At 28.3% G+C, this 18,061-nt stretch carries 23 protein-coding genes; 16 read left to right on the forward strand and 7 right to left on the reverse strand.

The annotated features are described in order from the left end of the window. The first annotated feature begins 12 nt into the window (after positions 1-12). From H8923_RS09710 to H8923_RS09735, 6 genes are read left to right on the forward strand one after another with little or no spacing between them, the layout of a single operon-like run. A complete protein-coding gene (locus H8923_RS09710; protein ID WP_317982865.1) occupies positions 13-681 on the forward strand; it encodes a TVP38/TMEM64 family protein in 669 nt (222 codons plus the stop codon). Positions 682-695: 14 nt separating this feature from the next. Beyond that, complete coding sequence (locus tag H8923_RS09715; protein ID WP_153972228.1) at positions 696-1,280, forward strand: CDP-alcohol phosphatidyltransferase family protein; 585 nt, start codon at positions 696-698, stop codon at positions 1,278-1,280. 10 nt (positions 1,281-1,290) lie between these two features. Beyond that, complete coding sequence (locus H8923_RS09720) at positions 1,291-2,508, forward strand: ABC transporter substrate-binding protein (protein ID WP_153972227.1); 1,218 nt, start codon at positions 1,291-1,293, stop codon at positions 2,506-2,508. Then, a complete protein-coding gene (locus H8923_RS09725) occupies positions 2,501-3,361 on the forward strand; it encodes an ABC transporter permease (protein WP_187127907.1) in 861 nt (286 codons plus the stop codon). Before H8923_RS09720 ends, H8923_RS09725 begins: the two co-directional genes overlap by 8 nt. 8 nt (positions 3,362-3,369) lie before the next feature. Further along, on the forward strand, positions 3,370-4,170 hold the full coding sequence (locus tag H8923_RS09730) for an ABC transporter permease (RefSeq protein WP_153972226.1): 801 nt from the start codon (positions 3,370-3,372) through the stop codon (positions 4,168-4,170). A 33-nt stretch (positions 4,171-4,203) separates the two neighbouring features. Continuing rightward, positions 4,204-5,247, forward strand: coding sequence for an ABC transporter ATP-binding protein (locus H8923_RS09735; protein WP_153972225.1), 1,044 nt, complete (start codon positions 4,204-4,206; stop codon positions 5,245-5,247). 62 nt (positions 5,248-5,309) lie between these two features. Here the strand turns inward: H8923_RS09735 and H8923_RS09740 are convergent, their stop codons facing one another. Further along, positions 5,310-5,558, reverse strand: coding sequence for a TIGR03905 family TSCPD domain-containing protein (locus tag H8923_RS09740; protein WP_153972224.1), 249 nt, complete (start codon positions 5,556-5,558; stop codon positions 5,310-5,312). 449 nt (positions 5,559-6,007) lie between these two features. Here H8923_RS09740 and H8923_RS17340 point away from each other — a divergent pair, with 449 nt between their 5' ends. After that, on the forward strand, positions 6,008-6,562 hold the full coding sequence (locus H8923_RS17340) for a YncE family protein (protein ID WP_243139964.1): 555 nt from the start codon (positions 6,008-6,010) through the stop codon (positions 6,560-6,562). A gap of 2 nt (positions 6,563-6,564) precedes the next feature. Here the strand turns inward: H8923_RS17340 and H8923_RS09750 are convergent, their stop codons facing one another. From H8923_RS09750 to H8923_RS09760, 3 genes are all read right to left on the reverse strand, one after another. Beyond that, positions 6,565-7,101: a DUF4364 family protein gene (locus H8923_RS09750; RefSeq protein ID WP_153972223.1), complete on the reverse strand. Its 537-nt coding sequence runs from the start codon at positions 7,099-7,101 to the stop codon at positions 6,565-6,567. 161 nt (positions 7,102-7,262) lie between these two features. Then, positions 7,263-7,469 carry an alpha/beta-type small acid-soluble spore protein gene (locus H8923_RS09755; protein ID WP_153972222.1) on the reverse strand — a complete coding sequence of 69 codons (207 nt, stop codon included), beginning with the start codon at positions 7,467-7,469 and terminating at the stop codon, positions 7,263-7,265. A 111-nt stretch (positions 7,470-7,580) separates the two neighbouring features. Then, positions 7,581-7,751, reverse strand: coding sequence for a hypothetical protein (locus H8923_RS09760; RefSeq protein WP_153972221.1), 171 nt, complete (start codon positions 7,749-7,751; stop codon positions 7,581-7,583). A 131-nt stretch (positions 7,752-7,882) separates the two neighbouring features. Here H8923_RS09760 and H8923_RS09765 point away from each other — a divergent pair, with 131 nt between their 5' ends. The 9 genes from H8923_RS09765 to H8923_RS09805 all read left to right on the forward strand — a co-directional run bounded on the left by H8923_RS09765 (position 7,883) and on the right by H8923_RS09805 (position 15,602). Continuing rightward, on the forward strand, positions 7,883-8,647 hold the full coding sequence (locus H8923_RS09765) for a polysaccharide deacetylase family protein (RefSeq protein ID WP_153972220.1): 765 nt from the start codon (positions 7,883-7,885) through the stop codon (positions 8,645-8,647). 190 nt (positions 8,648-8,837) lie between these two features. Further along, the gene (locus H8923_RS09770; RefSeq protein ID WP_153972219.1) at positions 8,838-9,476 is read left to right on the forward strand and encodes a single-stranded DNA-binding protein; all 639 of its coding nucleotides are present in this window, start codon (positions 8,838-8,840) and stop codon (positions 9,474-9,476) included. A 90-nt stretch (positions 9,477-9,566) separates the two neighbouring features. Continuing rightward, positions 9,567-10,136: a class I SAM-dependent methyltransferase gene (locus H8923_RS09775; RefSeq protein WP_187127908.1), complete on the forward strand. Its 570-nt coding sequence runs from the start codon at positions 9,567-9,569 to the stop codon at positions 10,134-10,136. Positions 10,137-10,217: 81 nt separating this feature from the next. Beyond that, positions 10,218-10,355 carry a hypothetical protein gene (locus tag H8923_RS09780; protein ID WP_172976738.1) on the forward strand — a complete coding sequence of 46 codons (138 nt, stop codon included), beginning with the start codon at positions 10,218-10,220 and terminating at the stop codon, positions 10,353-10,355. Then, entirely contained in the window at positions 10,352-12,133 is a 1,782-nt protein-coding gene (locus tag H8923_RS09785; RefSeq protein WP_153972218.1) for a sigma-54 interaction domain-containing protein, read from the forward strand. Before H8923_RS09780 ends, H8923_RS09785 begins: the two co-directional genes overlap by 4 nt. Positions 12,134-12,349: 216 nt before the next feature. Beyond that, positions 12,350-13,654 carry an L-cysteine desulfidase family protein gene (locus H8923_RS09790; RefSeq protein WP_153972217.1) on the forward strand — a complete coding sequence of 435 codons (1,305 nt, stop codon included), beginning with the start codon at positions 12,350-12,352 and terminating at the stop codon, positions 13,652-13,654. Positions 13,655-13,723: 69 nt separating this feature from the next. Further along, positions 13,724-14,263 carry a hypoxanthine phosphoribosyltransferase gene (gene hpt / locus H8923_RS09795; RefSeq protein WP_153972216.1) on the forward strand — a complete coding sequence of 180 codons (540 nt, stop codon included), beginning with the start codon at positions 13,724-13,726 and terminating at the stop codon, positions 14,261-14,263. 199 nt (positions 14,264-14,462) lie between these two features. Continuing rightward, the gene (locus H8923_RS09800; protein ID WP_153972215.1) at positions 14,463-14,867 is read left to right on the forward strand and encodes a VOC family protein; all 405 of its coding nucleotides are present in this window, start codon (positions 14,463-14,465) and stop codon (positions 14,865-14,867) included. 132 nt (positions 14,868-14,999) lie between these two features. Further along, the gene (locus H8923_RS09805) at positions 15,000-15,602 is read left to right on the forward strand and encodes a DUF4397 domain-containing protein (protein ID WP_153972214.1); all 603 of its coding nucleotides are present in this window, start codon (positions 15,000-15,002) and stop codon (positions 15,600-15,602) included. A gap of 74 nt (positions 15,603-15,676) precedes the next feature. Here H8923_RS09805 and dapD read toward each other — a convergent pair whose 3' ends face one another. The 3 genes from dapD to dapA are packed head-to-tail and all read right to left on the reverse strand — an operon-like array spanning position 15,677 to position 18,057. Next, positions 15,677-16,393 carry a 2,3,4,5-tetrahydropyridine-2,6-dicarboxylate N-acetyltransferase gene (dapD, locus tag H8923_RS09810; RefSeq protein WP_153972213.1) on the reverse strand — a complete coding sequence of 239 codons (717 nt, stop codon included), beginning with the start codon at positions 16,391-16,393 and terminating at the stop codon, positions 15,677-15,679. Positions 16,394-16,423: 30 nt separating this feature from the next. After that, on the reverse strand, positions 16,424-17,167 hold the full coding sequence (gene dapB, locus H8923_RS09815; RefSeq protein ID WP_153972212.1) for a 4-hydroxy-tetrahydrodipicolinate reductase: 744 nt from the start codon (positions 17,165-17,167) through the stop codon (positions 16,424-16,426). An 8-nt stretch (positions 17,168-17,175) separates the two neighbouring features. Next, entirely contained in the window at positions 17,176-18,057 is an 882-nt protein-coding gene (gene dapA, locus H8923_RS09820; RefSeq protein WP_153972211.1) for a 4-hydroxy-tetrahydrodipicolinate synthase, read from the reverse strand. Positions 18,058-18,061 lie beyond the last annotated feature (4 nt).

An 18,061-nucleotide genomic window follows, 5' to 3' on the forward strand; every position in this document is an offset into this window, starting at 1 on the left:
GAGATATTTATTGTGAGAAAAGATAATCAAAAAATGTTAAAGATAGCTTTAGGTATTTTATTTTTATCTATCGTATTAGTAGTTATTTATAAGGTATATAGCTTAAAGTTGAGTGTAGAGGATATTAAAAACTATGTAATAGGGTTTGATAAGATTGGAGCATTAGTATATATTCTAATGTTTTCATTAGTACCACTGACTTTATTTCCAGACTCGGTTCTAGCAATAGCAGGAGGTCTTATATTTGGATTATTTAAAGGATATATATATACAACAATAGGTGCATTAATTGGAGGAACTATATCTTTTTATATATCTAGATATTGGGGAAGAGAAATGGTGAAAAAACTTACCAAAGAAAAATTGGACAAGGTAGAAGCAATGATTAATAATCGAGGATTTATAATAATATTTTTATTAAGATTGATTCCACTATTTCCATTTGATGTAATAAGTTATGGAGCAGGACTTACATCAGTTAAATATAAGGATTTCTTATTAGCAACATTATTTGGGACTATACCAGGAATATTAGTCTTTACTAATTTAGGAGCTCAATCTGTTAATGTTGGGAGTAATAGATTCTATATATCTATAGCCCTATTAATTCTTTTATTTATAGCATCTATATTTTTAAAAAATAAGTTTATATCAAGAGAAATTAAAAATGACATAAATTAAAAGAGGAGGAAATAATGCTAGATACACATGCAAGAAAATATATTAATCCGATCATTGAATTGGGAGCAAAATTATTTTTGAATTTAAGACTAAAGCCTAATCAAGTTACTATAATAGCTCTATTAGTAGGAATATCTACTTCGTTATTATTATATTTTGATATGAGGATAATTGCAGTTGTAGTCCTATGGCTTTCTGGGTACTTAGATGCGGTAGACGGAGCAATGGCAAGAGGAAGTAATTCAACATCATCTTTTGGAACTTTATTAGATATAGTTTCAGATAGAATAGTTGAAGTAGGAATGATAATTGTATTTGGAATAAAATTTATAGATGTTAGATTTAATTTATTAGTACTTGCAATATCTATACTAATGTCTATGACTATATTTTTAACAGTTGGAGCATGTACAGAGAAAAAAGGTATGAAGTCATTTTACTATCAAGCAGGAGTTGCAGAAAGAAGTGAAGGATTTATATTGTTTTCACTAATGATTTTATTACCACAATATTTAGGAATAATAACAAATATATTTTCGATATTAGTTTTATTTACAGCAGGACAAAGATTTTTTGAAGCAAAAAAAATATTAGATTAGGAGAAGTGTTATGAAGAAGAAATTATTAAGTATGCTATGTATAATGCTAACAATATCAGTTGCTTTAGTAGGATGCTCTAAAAAAGCGGAAATAGCTAATAATGTAACTGTGTTAGAAAGTAATTATGATGAAGTTTTAGAAAAAGCAAAAGGAACTACTGTAAACTTCTATGGATATGGTGGTAATGAAGTAATGAACAAGTGGTTTGATACATATGTAGTAGACCAAATGAAAGAAAAATATGATATAACAGTAAAAAGGGTAGGTATGAATATAGATGAAATATTAAACCAATTATTATCAGATAAGCAAGCTAATAATGAAAAAGGTTCTATAGATGTAGTTTGGATAAATGGAGAAAACTTTAAAACTGCAAAAGATAGCAATTTATTATTAGGTTCATTTGTAGGGAAGCTTCCAAACTTTAATGATTATGTAAATACTGCATCTGAAGATGTAACTGTAGATTTTGGTACAGAAGTTGAAGGATTAGAAGCTCCTTGGGGAAAAGCTCAATTTACTATTGCAGTTAATTCAGATAAAGTATCACAAATAATAAATGATACAAAGTCTCTAAGAGAAGTAATAATGGCTAATCCAGGCAAGTTTACATATCCAGCATTACCTGACTTTACTGGTAGTGCATTTGTAAGAAATGTGATATACGATATAGTAGGTTATGAGAATGTGGCAAATTTACCAGAAGATAAAGAAGAAGTAAGAAAAGCTATACAGCCAGCAATGGATTATTTAAATGAGATAAAACCATACTTATGGAATGAAGGAAAAACATATCCATCAACAACATCTCAGTTAGATAATATGTACTCAGATAATGAAGTTTACTTTACAATGACTTATTCTCCAAATTCATTAAAAGGAAGAATGGAAAGTGGAGAACTTAGTAAGGATACAGAAATAATAGAATTTAAAAATGGTAATATAAGTAATACTCACTTCTTGACTATACCATTTAATTCACAGAATCAAGCTGGAGCTATGGTATTAATAGATTTTTTAATGAGTATAGATGCTCAAGCATCAAAAACTTTCACTGAAAATTGGGGAGATACTACAGTTTTAGATATGGATAAGGTACCCGCTAAAGATCGATCAAAGTTTAGTTCAGATAGTATAACAATAAAAAATTCAGTACCAGAATTAAGCGCGGGTATGGTTCCTATAATCGAAGAAATATGGACTGAAGAGGTGCTAGAGAGTGAATAAAAACCTAAAGCCATACTTATTAATTGCTCCTGTAGCTATTTTATTAGGAACAGTTATGATAGTAGGGATAAGTAATTGTATAACACAAAGCTTAGGTTATTTTCCACAAATAGGTATGAACAATGTGACTTTAGATTACTATAAAGAGATTTTAGGAGAGGCAACTTTCTTAAAATCTCTTCTCTTTAGCATGAAAACTTCATTAATATCTGCGTTCATATCAGTATTTATAGGTGTAGTATTAGCATATTTACTTTGTCAAAGTAAATATTCGAAGTTGAGGATATATATATTAAATTTGCCTATAATAATTCCACATATAATAGTAGTAATATTGACTATATTTATATTTTCGCAAACAGGAATTATATCTAGAATATTTTATAAACTAGGAATAATAAACGATTCATCAGATTTTATAAATCTAATTTTAGATAAAAAGGGAATTGGGATAATATTAGTATATTTATGGAAAGGAATACCTTATGTTGTGCTTACAGCTTATAATATACTTAGAAAAGTAAGTGAAAAACTAGAGATAGTAGCTTTAAATTTAGGGGCAAGTAAGATTCAAAGTTTTATATATGTAGTTTTACCATTAGCAATGCCATCAATAATATCATCTTTTATAATATTGTTTTCATTTGCATTCGGATCATATGAGGTTCCATTTTTAATTGGACCAAGCACACCAAAAGTACTATCGGTATATGCATATGTTAACTATATAAGTTCAGACTTGAGTAAGAGATCTTTTGCTATGGTTATAAATACGATATTATCTGTAATAAGTTTTGTTCTCTTAATAATATATAATAAGATATTTAATAACATGTATAAGTATAAATTATAGGTGAAAATATGAAGAAAAATATAAGTAAATTAGTTTTAGATGTAAGCATGATATCAATTATAATTCCTATTTTTATATTAGGAATATGGTGCTTTACAAAGAGTTGGCCTTATCCAGGGTTACTTCCTCAAAATTATTCAAGTATAGGGTTTGAATATATATTTAATGTTTCAAATTTAAAAGTATTAATAGATAGTATATTGATATCGCTAATTATTACATTTATAACTATTATAATTAGCATACCTGCATCAAAAGCTATAGCATTGTATAAATTTAAAGGGAAAAAAATATTTGAATTGTTGATACTATCTCCTATAATAATTCCAATGATATCTGTGGCAATGGGGATACATATTACATTTATAAAACTTGGATTAGCCAACAGTTTATTAGGTGTGGTAATAATAAATATAATTCCATGTATACCGTATGCTGTAAGAATAATAGGTGATGTATATAAGTTGGTAGGAAATAAATTGGAGATACAAGCTGAATTGTTAGGAGCAAATAAATTTAATGTATTCAGATATATAACATTGCCATTAATATTACCAGGAGTAATTGGAGCAAGTAGTATGTGTTTTATAATTTCTTTTAGTCAGTATTTTTTAACGATGCTTATAGGGGGAGGTCGTATAGTAACTTATCCTATGATAATGTTTCCATATATTCAAAGTGGAGATAGAAATATTGCAGCGTTATATAGCATGGTATTTTTAATAGTAAGTATAATGGTATTAATATTAATAGAAAAAAGAATAAAAATATACTATATAGGTAATGAGGAAACTTCATATTTAATATAGTAAAAGTTATAGATAAACTTCAAGGAGATAAACATGTCGCATGTTAAATTAATAAATCTGACTAAACGTTTTGATAAAGTAGAGGTACTAAAAAATATAAACTTAGATATAAAAGAAGGAGAAATAGTATCTTTATTAGGTCCATCAGGATGTGGGAAAAGTACAACTTTAAAAATAATAGCAGGGATATTAGAACCAGATGGTGGAAACATTTTATTTGATGAAAAAAGTGTGAACAGTATACCTACAGGAAAAAGGGATGCATCAATAGTGTTCCAAGAATATCTGTTATTTCCGCATATGAATGTATTCGAAAATATAGAGTTTGGTCTAAAAATGAAAAAGGTAAATAAAAAAGATAGAAAGATAAAAGTAGAAGAGTTAATAGATTTAGTAAAATTAAGTGGATTTGAGAATAAATATCCATCAGAATTGTCTGGTGGTCAACAGCAAAGAGTGGCAATAGCAAGGACTCTAGCTATAAACCCCAAAGTACTGCTTTTAGATGAACCATTTTCTAACTTAGATATAAATTTAAGAAATGAGATGAGGGAATTTGTACTAAATCTACAAAAAAAACTAAAAATAACAACAATTTTAGTAACACATGATAAAGAAGAAGCTTTAATGATGAGTGATAAGATAGCTGTGATGCTAAATGGAGAGATAAAACAGTTCGATACACCGAAAAACCTTTATGAAAAACCAAAAACAAAATGTGTTGCAAATATATTCGGAGAGCGTAATTACATAAGAGGTAAAATAAGAGATAATAAATTTATAAGTGACTTTATAGATTTAGATCTAAGTTATTGTGAGTTATTAATAGAAGGAATGAATAATGTAGAATTGATGATTCCTCAAGAAAGTATAAAGCTACATTCAATAGAAACAGAAGAAGGAACTAAAGGCAAAATAATAAAACGTAAGTATGCAGGTGAAAAAACCTATTACCATGTAGATATAAATGAATTAGAACTAAAATCATCTGTTGCAAATAGTAATTTTACTGAAGGAGAGATTGTAAGAGTTGAGATACAAACAGATAAAGTAATTCCATTCAAATTAAATGATTAAAATATATTTATAAATTAAAAATGGTGTTCAATATTTAGATATAGAACACCACTTTTATGTAATTATTTAATAGCTTCTCTAAGAGCCTTAGATAGTTGATCAGGGCAAGATGTAGTTTTACCACCGCATGGTATATTTTCAAGTCTTTTTGCTACATCATTAGCATCTCCACCCATGACTAATTGCTTTATACCAATTAGATTACCAGGACATCCACCTATAAAATCAACATCGATAATTTTATTATTTTCGTCTAATTCAAAAACCATTTCTCTACAGCATACGCCACTTGGTTTAAAAGAAAATCTCATAATTATGTCTCCTTTATATATATAGTTCAAAAATAATAATAACAATATAAGGAATATAAAGCAATGAATAATCCTATAAAATTAATAATATATTGTTATGTAGTATATAGATTATAGAATATGATAGGGGGGATTTTTTGAAGGTATATGTATCCAATTATCTATAAAAAAGCATAAGTATAATAGATTATTACACCCTTGAACCAGAAGTTGAAATAAACTTAGATGAAAGTATATATCCACATCATTTTTGTATAGACAAAGAAAAAAACTTAATTTATATACCCAGCTCAAGCGATGGAATAATTTATATTTTAGATTTAAAAGAAAATAAGATATTAGACACAGTATCAGCTGGAGGTAATTTAAGTCAGATAGTTTTATGCAATGAAGAACTATATATTGCAAATGAAGATTCAGATAGTATTTATATTTTAGATAGAGAAACTTTGACACCTGTTGGAGTTATAAATTTAGGATATACACCTCATGGATTAGATTTTGATAAATGCTCAAATAAACTTTATGTATCTTGTATAAATTCAATAGTATGTGTAGATGTCGAAAAAAAGAAAATTGTAAATAAACTTGATATCGATTTTAAAGCATGGCATCTTAGAATTAATAAAGAAAATGAAGATATATATATATCTACGTTGGATGGTAACGTAGTAATAATAGATCTAAAAAAAATGCAAATAAGGGAAATTTTAAAAGAATTCTTATTACCACTTGAAATTAGGTTTAATTATAAGAATAAAAAAGTATATATAGCTGATTTAGGATATAAAAATATAAAAATACTAGAAAGTAATACTGGTAAATACTTAGGAAAAATAAAGGTAGATGGTGTACCACAAGGTTTAGAAGTTTCTGAGGATGGAAATTTTTTATTTGTGTCTGATACTCAAAATAATTCAATTAAGGTTTATAGTTGTATAACAAATCAACTAGTAAAAGAGATTAAAGTTGGAAAAGAGCCTACAACCATAGTGTGTATGTAGGCTTAGTGATTGTTGCTTATTAGTAAATCTATAACTTCTGCATACATATCAGATGCATTATTCTTCCAATTATTACAAATAAGTTGCGCTTGTTTTTCAGAAGAAACATTTAAATTTAAATCTATTAAATTACATTGATTTTCTATTACTCTTAAATTGACTATAAACTCATTGTCGCTTTGTTTTACAAAGCTAGATTTAACTTGAGTTTCAGCTAATAAATTTTCTTTATTAGTAAGTATGTACTCATCAACCTTTTTAGTAGAATTTTCTGGTATTCTAGATAAAAAATATTCTAAAGTTTCAACCCCTTTTTGTGTAAGAGCATAATATTCCCTATCAGAGTCTTTGTATGTAATTAAAAACTTAGATTCCATAAGTTGAGATAAAAGTTGCTGTAATGAAAAGTAATTCATCATTTCTGTTTCTAAAACAACTTGTGTTATTTGAGAATTAGTTAAATCCATATTAATTTTATCTAATATATATAAAATTAATAGCTTATGATAAGCTAACTCTTCAGATGAGTTTTCAAACATAGTATCATCCTCCGTAAAACTATTTCTATATATTATATTAAACCAAATTATATAAAAATAAAAGTAGAATTTAATTAATATTTAAATTGATATAAATAAAAAGAAAAGGCTACCGAATAATTGGTAGCCTTACTTTACCTAGGTATAAAATTTACTATTAGCTATTTGCCTGCCATTTGTTGTTCAGCCATTTCAACTAATTTTTTAGTCATATATCCACCTACGTAACCATTTTGTCTAGCAGTTAAGTTACCTTTGTCAATGTTTTCGTAGTTAGATAAACCTATTTCGTTAGCTATTTCTAACTTCATTTGGTTTAAAGCTGCTTTAGCTTCAGGAACGACTGTTCTGTTATTAGTATTTGACATAGTAAATTTCCTCCTTAGATGTCATTTACAACACATTTGTTTGTGTTGTTACTATTAATATTGCCATATTTAAAAATTATATTCTGAGAAAAAAAGGTAAATTTGAAATATTTAATTAAATGTTTTATGGTTCATTTTTATTTTTTTATTTTTTCTTATTCCTTCATATATGTTATGAGCTTCTCTGTTTGTATTAGAAATATTACGTCCAAGAGTGTGTACAGTAGATTTTAAACTATCTTTTGATTGAATATTTTTTAATGAATTTTTTATATCTGCCATTATTACACCACCTTTTATTTTATTCTTAACTTTAAATTGCCCAAATAAGAAATTTATCTTTGTAGTAATTTTTTGAAATAAAAAAAAATAAATTTTAAGTATATAGATTCTCTATAAAAAGGAGGTGTAATATGAATTCAAAAGTCAAAAGAGCTAAGGCGTTTTTTTTAAGTATAACTTTTTTTGCAACAGCATTATTATTGGTGTTTGCCTTAGTCTATGGGATAAAGTACATATGCTCTATAAATGATAATGCAGATATGCCGATATATAGGGTTGATACCGATGAGAAAAAAATAGCAATTACTTTTGATGTAGCTTGGGGTACTGAAAATATAAATAAGATAGCAGAAATACTAGACAAACATAATATTAAGGCTACATTCTTTTTAGTTGGAAGTTGGGTAGATGATAACAAAGAATTAGTTAAAATGCTCAAGGAAAAAGGACATGAATTTGGAAATCATTCAAATACTCATCCGAATATGAAAGAGCTATCAGATGAAGATATAATGAATGAAATAGAAATAACATCAGAAAAAATTTCAAACATAACGGGTGAAAATGTTAAATTGTTTAGACCTCCATTTGGAGAAGTAAATGAGGACGTAATGGATGTATGCGAAGCTCTAGACTATACTGCTGTGAAATGGGATGTAGACTCACAAGATTGGAAGAATATTGGACCAGTACATATAATCGAAAGAGTTTCTAAAAGTGTTCAACCTGGATCTATAGTATTATTTCATGCTAACTCAAGTAATGTAGAAGAATATCTAGATACAATAATTACTCAATTAGAAAGTAAAGGATATAGTATGGTAAAGGTATCTGACTTAATTTATAAAGATAGTTATACCATAAATTCCTCTGGAGTACAAAAAACTAGAGATTAAAAATTTATGTCTAAGGATATTTTTCTAATATTTTAGGAGGTAAAAGAAGATTATTCTTAGACATAATACTATACGATTTAATTTTTAAAAGGAAATATAAATGTGTAATAAATTTCTGATTTAATAAATATATTTATTATATAGATTGAGATAAAGTAAATGAATTAACAATTTTATGGGGGGATAAAAAATGATCGATGTTAAGGATGATACTAATGTAGTATACCTAAGAGGAGAGCTAGATGAAAATATGGAGTTTAGCCATGAGATTTTTGGAGAAAAGTTTTTTAATGCAAAAATAAAAATAAACCGACTAAGTGAGTCTTATGATGTACTTCCATTAACTGTATCAGAAAGGTTATTACAAGATATTGATATTAAAAGCAATAATAAGGTTAATGTAATTGGACAGCTTAGATCTTATAATAAAAATATAGATAATAGAAATAGATTAGTGTTAACTGTATTTGTTAGAGAAATAAAACAGATAGAAGATGAAAATAGAGATCCAAATAGCATATTCTTAGATGGATATATATGCAAAGAACCAATATATAGAAAAACACCACTAGGAAGAGAGATAACAGATTTATTAGTAGCTATAAATAGACCTTACAATAAATCAGATTATATACCATCAATTGTTTGGGGACGTAATGCTAAATTTGCAAAGACTTTAAAAGTAGGGGATAGAATACAAATGTGGGGAAGAGTACAAAGTAGAGAATATGAGAAAAAGACAGAAAATGGAGAGACTGTAAAGAAAGTAGCATATGAGGTATCTATATCAAAAATTAAAAAATTATCTGAAAATAACAGTCAATCTTAAATACTTATATTTAGCTATTGAATAGTTGCTCATGATTTATTATAATCTATTCTATGATAAATTTTAGAGGAAGATAAGAGGGGGAGCACTGTGAAAAGCGTATTATATCATGACTATGAGCCAAATGCAGACTTAATTGAAGAATCTGATGATGTAACGTGTTTTTTGGATACCATTAAATATGATATAGGAGACAAAATACTACTTGTTGGAGATATAGGCAACTTAGGTAAAAGGCTTAGGATGCTTGGAGTTAATGTTACTATATTAGAGCATAGCAACTATCAAGATGTATGTCCATCTTTAATAAACAATGAAAATTGTACTGTTGTAAGAGGTGCATTAGAATATATGCCTTTTAATGATAGTTTTTTTGATAAAGTAATAGTATTAGATCATTTTAACCATACGAGCAATTGCAAGAAAGCATCAAATGAAATACGTCGAGTTCTAAAGCGTAAGGGAGAACTTATACTAGAAGATCGTAATTTGAAAAATTTAAAGGTGAAACTAAAATATCTTAAGCATAGACTTTTTGGAGAGCATGTACATTATAACTATCCACAAGAAATACTTAATATATTTGCAAAATTAAACTTTGAAGGTGCCCTTAAAGAAATAGAGAACGAAAGATACATTTATATAGGAAAAAGAAAATAAATGAATTAAAATATAATTGTAGATAAAAATATTTAAAGACTAGGTTATCCTGGTCTTTTATTATAGGAGAGAATAATAGGTATGAATATTAATTTTACATTAATAGTAATAGTAATGTTATTTGTAATACTTATGTCAATTCAATTAACTTTAAATAAAATATATGTGATATTAAGAGAAATAAGAGAATTGATGAAGCTAAAGAAAAATAAGGAATGATAATTATGAATAGTTTGGAGTATATAAAAGAAGATATTCAAAATATAGCAGAGGCTATACTCTCTGTTCTTAACATTGATGTTACTATAGTAGATGAAAATTTAATTAGAATTGCAGGTACAGGTAGATACTTACGAAAAATTGGAGAAAGATTAGATGGCTACTCAGCATTCAAAAAATCTTTAGAAGAGCAAATATCTATAATTATCGATGATCCACATGCAAGTAATATATGTAAGGAATGTGACCATAAAACTTACTGTAAGGAACATGCAGAGGTTTGTTGTCCAATTACATTAGATGGATATTCATATGGTGTTATAGGATTGATTGCCTTTACAGAAAGTCAAAAAGAAATAATAAGAGAAAATAGAGATGGACTTTTAAATTTTTTAGGAAAGATGGCAGATTTAATTTCAAATAAATTAAAAGCTCAAATTAATACTGAGGAGTTAGAATTAGAAAAGAAAAAGCTTGAAACTCTTATAGATAGCATGGATAGGGCTATAGTATCTGTAGAGACAAATGGAAAAATAGATAAGTATAATTCTAAGTTCAAAGAAATATTCAATTTAAATGATAGTGAAGTAGAAGGTAAAAGTGTAGTTAAGGTTTTAAGTTTTATAAATGAGCCATTAAATAAAGATTTTAAAAGATATAAATCAGGTATGTTTTTTTACAGAAAAGATGGATATGAGATAAAAGGGATTTATAATATTAATAAAATCTCAGTCAAAGATAAGCTAAAAGGGTATGTAATTGATTTTATAGATAAAAGAGAAGCTATAAAAAACTATAATAGAATTAATAAAGATTATAAAATAGTATTAGATAATATTATAGGAGAAAGTAATATAATAAAAGCTATTAAAAATGAATCATACATAGCATCTAAGTCGAGTTCTACAGTCCTAATAACAGGTGAGAGTGGTACAGGAAAAGAGTTATTTGCAAGAGCAATTCATAATCATAGTGATAGAGCAGATAATCCTTTTATAGCTGTAAACTGTGCAGCTATACCAGATAATCTTTTAGAGAGTGAATTATTTGGTTATGAGGAAGGTGCTTTTACAGGAGCTAAAAAAGGTGGAAAATTAGGAAAGTTTGAATTAGCTCACAAGGGAACAATTTTTTTAGATGAAATTGGTGATATGAGCTTACATCTACAAGCGAAATTACTTAGAGTTTTACAAGAAAGAGAGCTTGATAAAATAGGTGGAAAATCAAATATTTCAATTGATGTAAGAATCATTTCAGCTACGAATAAAGATTTAGAAGATATGGTTTCGAAGGGTATTTTTAGAGAAGATTTATACTATAGATTAAATGTTATACCAATACATTTACCAAGTTTAAAAGAAAGAAGAGAAGATATACCATTATTAATAGATTACACTATAAAGGAATACTCAAATAAACTTGGAAAAAATGTAGATCATGTAGATAAAGATGTTTTGAAGGTTATGATGGATTATAGATGGCCAGGTAATATAAGAGAACTTCAAAATATCATAGAATATAGTATTAATATGTCATCTTCTTCAGTAATAACTTTAGATTCTATTCCTCAAAAAATAAAAAGTACAAATATTAATGAATTAATAGATGATAATAGAGAAATAAGAACATTAGAAGACTTAGAAAAACAGGAAATTATAAGAGCTTTAAATAAATTTAAAAATTTTAAAAAGGATAAAGAATTGGTAGCTAAGGCCTTAGGTATATCTAGAGCTACTTTATACAGAAAGTTAGAAAAATATAACATAGTCTCAAAATGAAACTAAATCTCATTTTGAGACTATTTTTTATTATATTGAGATTTTATATAATGAAAAAATAATACCTACAAAAAAATTAATCAAATATATACATGTGAACATAAGTAAAATACTAAAAAATAAAATATATTATTTTAAAATAAAACTTGGCATGAAAATTGCTAGATTATAAAATAGAATTAAATATTAAAAATAATTTTTTTGGAGGTTAATATTATGAGAGATATAAGAAATAATTTAATAAATATATTAATAGAAGAAGTTAAACCGGCACTAGGATGTACAGAGCCAGTTGCAGTAGCATTAGCTTGTGCAAAAGCAAAAGAATTACTAGGGGAAGATGTAGTTTCTAATAAGATACTATTAAGCCCAAATGTTTATAAAAATGGTATGTGTGTAGGAATACCAGGAACTGAAAGATTAGGATTGAAGATAGCTGCAGCAATGGGGTTACTAGGTGGCCATTCAGAAAATGGTCTTCAAGTATTAGAAACTTTAGATGAAAATCAAGTAAAAGATGCTGAAAATTATATGGATAATAATCCTATAGATATATCACCATTAGATACAAACGAAAAGGTTTATATAGAAGTTACATTAAAAGGCAAAAATCATAACTCAAAAGTAGCTATAAGAAGTAAACATGATAACTTTGTTTATTTAGAAAAAGATGGTGAGGTATTATTAAGTAATGAAGAAGTAAGTACTACTACAAAAACGCTAGTAAAAGAAGAAAATATAATGGATAGTATAACTATAAAAGAATTGGTTGAAAATATTGAAAAGCTTAATTTTGAAGATATTAAATTTTTATTAGATGGTATATCTATGAATGAAGAGATAGCTGAGTATGGATTAAACCAAAAAGTAGGGATAGGTGTAGGCTATGGGATGAAAAAATCTATGGAAGAAGGCCTTTTAGGAGATGACTTAATGAATCAGGCTATGATGATAACTGCAGCTGCATCAGATGCTAGAATGGCTGGAATAAAGATGCCAGTTATGAGTTCTAATGGTAGTGGTAATCATGGATTAACAGCAATACTTCCAATAGTAGCTTATAATAGAAAATTCCCTCAAAGCGAAGAGAGATTAGCTAAATCTTTAGCAGTATCTCATTTAGTTACAGCTTATGTTAAAAACTTTACAGGAAGACTATCAGCAGTTTGTGGTTGTGGAGTAGCAGCATCAACTGGAGCAACAGCAGGTATATCTTGGCTAATGAGTGGAGATATAAGACAAATAGAAGGTGCCATAGAAAATATGGTAGCAAATTTAAGTGGAATGATTTGTGATGGAGCAAAAGCCGGTTGTGCCTTAAAGTTAGCATCAGCAGCATCAGCAGCAGTTCAAAGTGCTATAATAGCTAAACAAGAATGCTACGTACCACCAATGAATGGAATAGTTGGGTCAAAGGTAGAACAAAGTATACAAAACCTAGGTAAGATAAGCGATAAAGGAATGTCAGTAACTGATAAAGTAATAATAAATGTAATGGATGAGATGAATAAAATAAACTAAATCCTCCTTGCAAAACAAGCCAATCTCTTATAAAATGGATTTATCATCATTATAAGTGGAGGTTACGTTATGGATATAGAAACTAAAAAATGGGAAGTTCTATGCTCTAAAGAACAAATAGATGAAAGATTAAAAGAGCTAGGCTCTCAAATATCAGAAGATTATAAGGGTAAAAACTTATTAGTAGTATCATTACTTAAAGGGAGTTTTATATTCTGTGCGGATTTAGTTAGACAAATAAATGTTCCGGTTAGAATAGAATTTATGACAACTGCTAGTTATGGTCATGGAGAAGAAAGTAGCGGAACTGTTAATGTAGTATCGGATGTAAAAGCAGATTTAGAAGGATACGATGTATTAGTAGTAGACGATATAACTGATAGTGCTCTTACAATGGACTTTGTTATGAAGCATTTAAGTTCTAAAAATCCAGCTAGTATAAAATCTTGTGTATTATTAGATAAACCAAGTAGAAGAAAGGTTGATTTAGTACCTGATTACTGCGGATTTACTATAGAAGATAAATTTGTTGTTGGATATGGATTAAACTTTGGTGATTATTATAGAAATGTACCATATGTATTCAACGTAACAAACGAAGATAGATAGAGTTAACATAAAAAGAGGGTATTTCGGATGTATTTGCCAGAGCTCGGGCGTGAATTTATAATTCACACCCTCTGCTCTAGCTTGCACGTACTGTGAAATAGCCTCTTTTTTTATATAAATGATAGAGGAAAGAAAAGCAAAAAAGATTTAATAATTAAATAGAATATTTAATGAATAAATTTATACGGAGGTATGTTTAATGAGTAAAAGAGTTATGCATCATGTTTGTATTCAGACTGAGAAGTATTATGAGTCACTTAGGTTTTATAGGGATATTTTAGCGTTTGAGGTTGTTAAGGAGACTAAGGGGTTTCATGGTAGGGATTATAATACTTGGCTTAAGCTCGGTGATTTTATGATAGAACTTCAAACTCCTAAAAAGGGTAATACTTTGAATAAGTGGAGTTTTTTAAATGAAGGTATAGTTCATATGTGCTTTTTAGTAGAGGATATTGATGAGGAATACAATCGAATAATAAGCCTTGGATATGATAATTTTAAAGTCAAGAATGGAGAGATTATTTATAATGTAGAAGGTGGAAAATTATTTAAAGTAAAAGCGCCAGAAGGAACGGAAGTAGAAATTAGAGATACCAATATATAGTAAGGAAAAATAGCTTCTAAGTGAATTAACTAAACTTTAATATTTAGTTAATATGTTAGAGGCTTTTTTTGTATCAAAAACCTCTAAATATCAATATTATAGTAGTAGTAGACTAAATAAGGGGGTAAAAAAATGAGACAATGGAATAAAGAATATTCACTTGTTAGATTTCTTCATGCAGTTCCAGAGGGAGAAGATGTAGATATATATATAAATAATATACCTTTTTATAAAGGATTGGAATTTACAGAATTTAGCCCATATGTATATGTACCACAAGGAAATTATACAGTTACAATATATCTAGAGGATACTCAAGAAAATCCATTAGTAAATGAAAGAATAGATGTGAGTGTAAATCAATTGGTTACAATAGCTATAACAGGAGAGGGGGAAGATGTAAAACTATTGCCTATAGTAGAAGAAACTGAAGTAGTAAGCGGAAGTAATGCTAAGGTTAGAGTGGTTCATCTATCTCCAAATGCGCCTTCAGTAAATATAACTGCAGATAACCAAGAGTTATTTGCAGATGTAAAATATAGAGATGTTACACCATATATAGCAATTCCAGCTAAAGAGTATACCGTAAATGTGGAAGAATCGAGAACGAATAGACTAATGCGTCAAAATCAAGTAACAGTAAATCCAGGAAGAATATATACTTTTTATGCAGTAGGAAACATACCAAATGTTCAAATATTACAATCACTAGACGGAGCAACTTTCATGAATTAAATAATTAAAAGCCTAGGTAATTAATGTGGAAATAAACTACCACTAACCTAGGCTTTAATATAGATTTTTGACTATTAGTCTAAATCTCTTAAATCTTGAAGAGTTTTTGTTTTATTTGCAGTTTTCTCATCTTTCTTTTTTACCACTCTTGCAGGAGAACCAGCAACAACTGTATTAGGATCAACATCCTTAGTAACTACAGAACCAGCAGCAACAACTGCACCTTTACCAACTCTTACACCTTCTAAAATAACTGAATTAGCGCCGATCATAACATCATCTTCTATTATAACTGGAGTTGCAGACGGAGGTTCTAACACACCAGCGATTACAGAGCACGCTCCAAGGTGAACATTTTTACCTATTATACCTCTAGCCCCAATTACAGCATTCATATCTACCATAGAGTTATCTCCAACAACAGCTCCTATATTAATTACAGCTCCCATCATTATTACAGAATTTTTTCCGAGAGTAACCATATCTCTAATAATAGCACCTGGTTCTATTCTAGCTTCTTCATGTAAGAAATTATATAAAGGAATAGCAGAATTTCTTCTATCAAAATCTATATAAATATCTTCAATGTGTCCTTTTCTAGTTTCAAGTTCACTCATAATTACATTGTAATCACCAATTAAAGTATAAGAACCATTAGATCCAAAAACCTTAAATTTATCATTCTTTTTAAAACTCAAAAGCTTTCCGCAAACATATATTTTAACTGGAGTTTGCTTTTCAGAGTCTTTTATATATTTAGCAATTTCATAAGCATCATTTAAATTTATCATAAGTTAAATCCCCCCTTAATAATGTCTTAATTAAAACATATTATCCATATTATAGTATCCAGGTTCTTGAGCTACTATAAATTTAGCCGCAGCAAGAGAACCTTTTGCAAAAATATCTTTAGATTGAGCTATATGCTTTATCTCAACAATTTCATCATGACCTGCAAAGATAACATCATGCTCACCAACAATTGTTCCACCCCTGATAGCATGGATACCAATTTCATTTTGTTTTCTTTTAGCTTCACGACCATATCTTCCATAATTATTTTCTAATGAAGGTAAAACCTCCTTTATAGCATTAGCAATCATTACAGCAGTCCCACTTGGAGCATCTACTTTTTTATTATGGTGTTTTTCAATTACTTCAATATCAAAATCACTTAAAACTTTAGCAGATTCTTTTACTAATCTAAGTAAGACATTTACACCCAGAGACATATTGTAAGAGTGGAAGATAGGTATAATTTTCGATGCTTCGTAAATTTTTCCTAATTCTTCATCATTATATCCAGTAGTAGCGATTACTAATGGCGTTTTAGTTTTTATTGTATAATCTAAAACATCATCTAGAGTAGAGTGATGAGAAAAATCTATTACTACATCAGATTTTTCATTTACTTCATTCATAGTAGAGTATGTTTTTAAGTTTAAGTCATCTGTGTTTTGATGACTTACTCCACATATTAGTTCAAAGTCAGATGATTCATTAATGCATTTTGTCAAAACTCTACCCATTTTGCCACTGCAACCATTTATTATAACTTTTAGCATGTTTCCTCCTATATATCTAATCCCCAACTAGATAATTCTTTTTTTAAAACTTCAACATTTTTACTATCCATTTCTGCAAGAGGTAGTCTTAATCCTCCAACATTAAATCCTAATAGATTAGCAGCAGTTTTTACTGGAACAGGATTTACTTCTATAAATAAAGCATCTATTAAAGGCTTCATTCCAAGTTGCAAATCTCTAGATCCTTTTAAATCACCTTCAAAAAACTTATTAACTAAGTCATGAGTTTCTTGAGGGCATATATTAGCAAGAACTGATATTACACCACTACCACCAAGAGATAATAGAGGAAGTATACTGTCATCATTACCTGAATATATGGCGAAATCATCTGGAACTAATCGCGCGATTTCAGCAACTTGAGCTAAATCTCCGCTAGCTTCTTTTATAGCAACTATGTTGTCTATTTTAGCAAGTTCTGCAACCAAAGCAGGAGACATATTTACACAAGTTCTTCCAGGGACGTTATACATTATTATTGGAGTTTTAACACTTGCAGCAATAGCCTCAAAATGTTTCTTTATTCCAGACTTATTGCCCTTATTGTAATAAGGAGTTATGACAAGTAATCCATCTACTCCAAACTTTTCGGCCTCTTGACTCATATAGATAGAATGTTGAGTATCGTTACCACCAGTACCGGCTATAACTGGTATTCTTTTATTAACTTTATCTACAATATATTTAATAACAGCAAGATGTTCAGCATCATCAAGAGTACTTGCTTCACCAGTAGTTCCACAGGCAACGATTGCATCCGTATTATTTTCAATATGATATTCTACTAATTCACCTAATTTTTCAAAATCTACTTTATTATCTTCATTAAATGGAGTTATTAAAGCAACTGCAGACCCTTTAAATATCATAAAA

Source organism: Romboutsia faecis (genome assembly GCF_014323405.1).
Lineage (GTDB): Bacteria > Bacillota > Clostridia > Peptostreptococcales > Peptostreptococcaceae > Romboutsia_E > Romboutsia_E faecis.

Excerpts from the sequence above, each read along its gene's own strand:
- H8923_RS09715 (WP_153972228.1), top strand. The coding sequence starts at position 696 with ATGCTAGATACACATGCAAGAAAATATATTAATCCGATCATTGAATTG.
- H8923_RS09720 (WP_153972227.1), top strand. The coding sequence starts at position 1,291 with ATGAAGAAGAAATTATTAAGTATGCTATGTATAATGCTAACAATATCA.
- H8923_RS09730 (WP_153972226.1), top strand. The coding sequence starts at position 3,370 with ATGAAGAAAAATATAAGTAAATTAGTTTTAGATGTAAGCATGATATCA.
- H8923_RS09735 (WP_153972225.1), top strand. The coding sequence starts at position 4,204 with ATGTCGCATGTTAAATTAATAAATCTGACTAAACGTTTTGATAAAGTA.
- H8923_RS09740 (WP_153972224.1), bottom strand. The coding sequence starts at position 5,558 with ATGAGATTTTCTTTTAAACCAAGTGGCGTATGCTGTAGAGAAATGGTT.
- H8923_RS09750 (WP_153972223.1), bottom strand. The coding sequence starts at position 7,101 with ATGTTTGAAAACTCATCTGAAGAGTTAGCTTATCATAAGCTATTAATT.
- H8923_RS09755 (WP_153972222.1), bottom strand. The coding sequence starts at position 7,469 with ATGTCAAATACTAATAACAGAACAGTCGTTCCTGAAGCTAAAGCAGCT.
- H8923_RS09760 (WP_153972221.1), bottom strand. The coding sequence starts at position 7,751 with ATGGCAGATATAAAAAATTCATTAAAAAATATTCAATCAAAAGATAGT.
- H8923_RS09765 (WP_153972220.1), top strand. The coding sequence starts at position 7,883 with ATGAATTCAAAAGTCAAAAGAGCTAAGGCGTTTTTTTTAAGTATAACT.
- H8923_RS09770 (WP_153972219.1), top strand. The coding sequence starts at position 8,838 with ATGATCGATGTTAAGGATGATACTAATGTAGTATACCTAAGAGGAGAG.
- H8923_RS09780 (WP_172976738.1), top strand. The coding sequence starts at position 10,218 with ATGAATATTAATTTTACATTAATAGTAATAGTAATGTTATTTGTAATA.
- H8923_RS09785 (WP_153972218.1), top strand. The coding sequence starts at position 10,352 with ATGATAATTATGAATAGTTTGGAGTATATAAAAGAAGATATTCAAAAT.
- H8923_RS09790 (WP_153972217.1), top strand. The coding sequence starts at position 12,350 with ATGAGAGATATAAGAAATAATTTAATAAATATATTAATAGAAGAAGTT.
- hpt (WP_153972216.1), top strand. The coding sequence starts at position 13,724 with ATGGATATAGAAACTAAAAAATGGGAAGTTCTATGCTCTAAAGAACAA.
- H8923_RS09800 (WP_153972215.1), top strand. The coding sequence starts at position 14,463 with ATGAGTAAAAGAGTTATGCATCATGTTTGTATTCAGACTGAGAAGTAT.
- H8923_RS09805 (WP_153972214.1), top strand. The coding sequence starts at position 15,000 with ATGAGACAATGGAATAAAGAATATTCACTTGTTAGATTTCTTCATGCA.
- dapD (WP_153972213.1), bottom strand. The coding sequence starts at position 16,393 with ATGATAAATTTAAATGATGCTTATGAAATTGCTAAATATATAAAAGAC.
- dapB (WP_153972212.1), bottom strand. The coding sequence starts at position 17,167 with ATGCTAAAAGTTATAATAAATGGTTGCAGTGGCAAAATGGGTAGAGTT.
- dapA (WP_153972211.1), bottom strand. The coding sequence starts at position 18,057 with ATGATATTTAAAGGGTCTGCAGTTGCTTTAATAACTCCATTTAATGAA.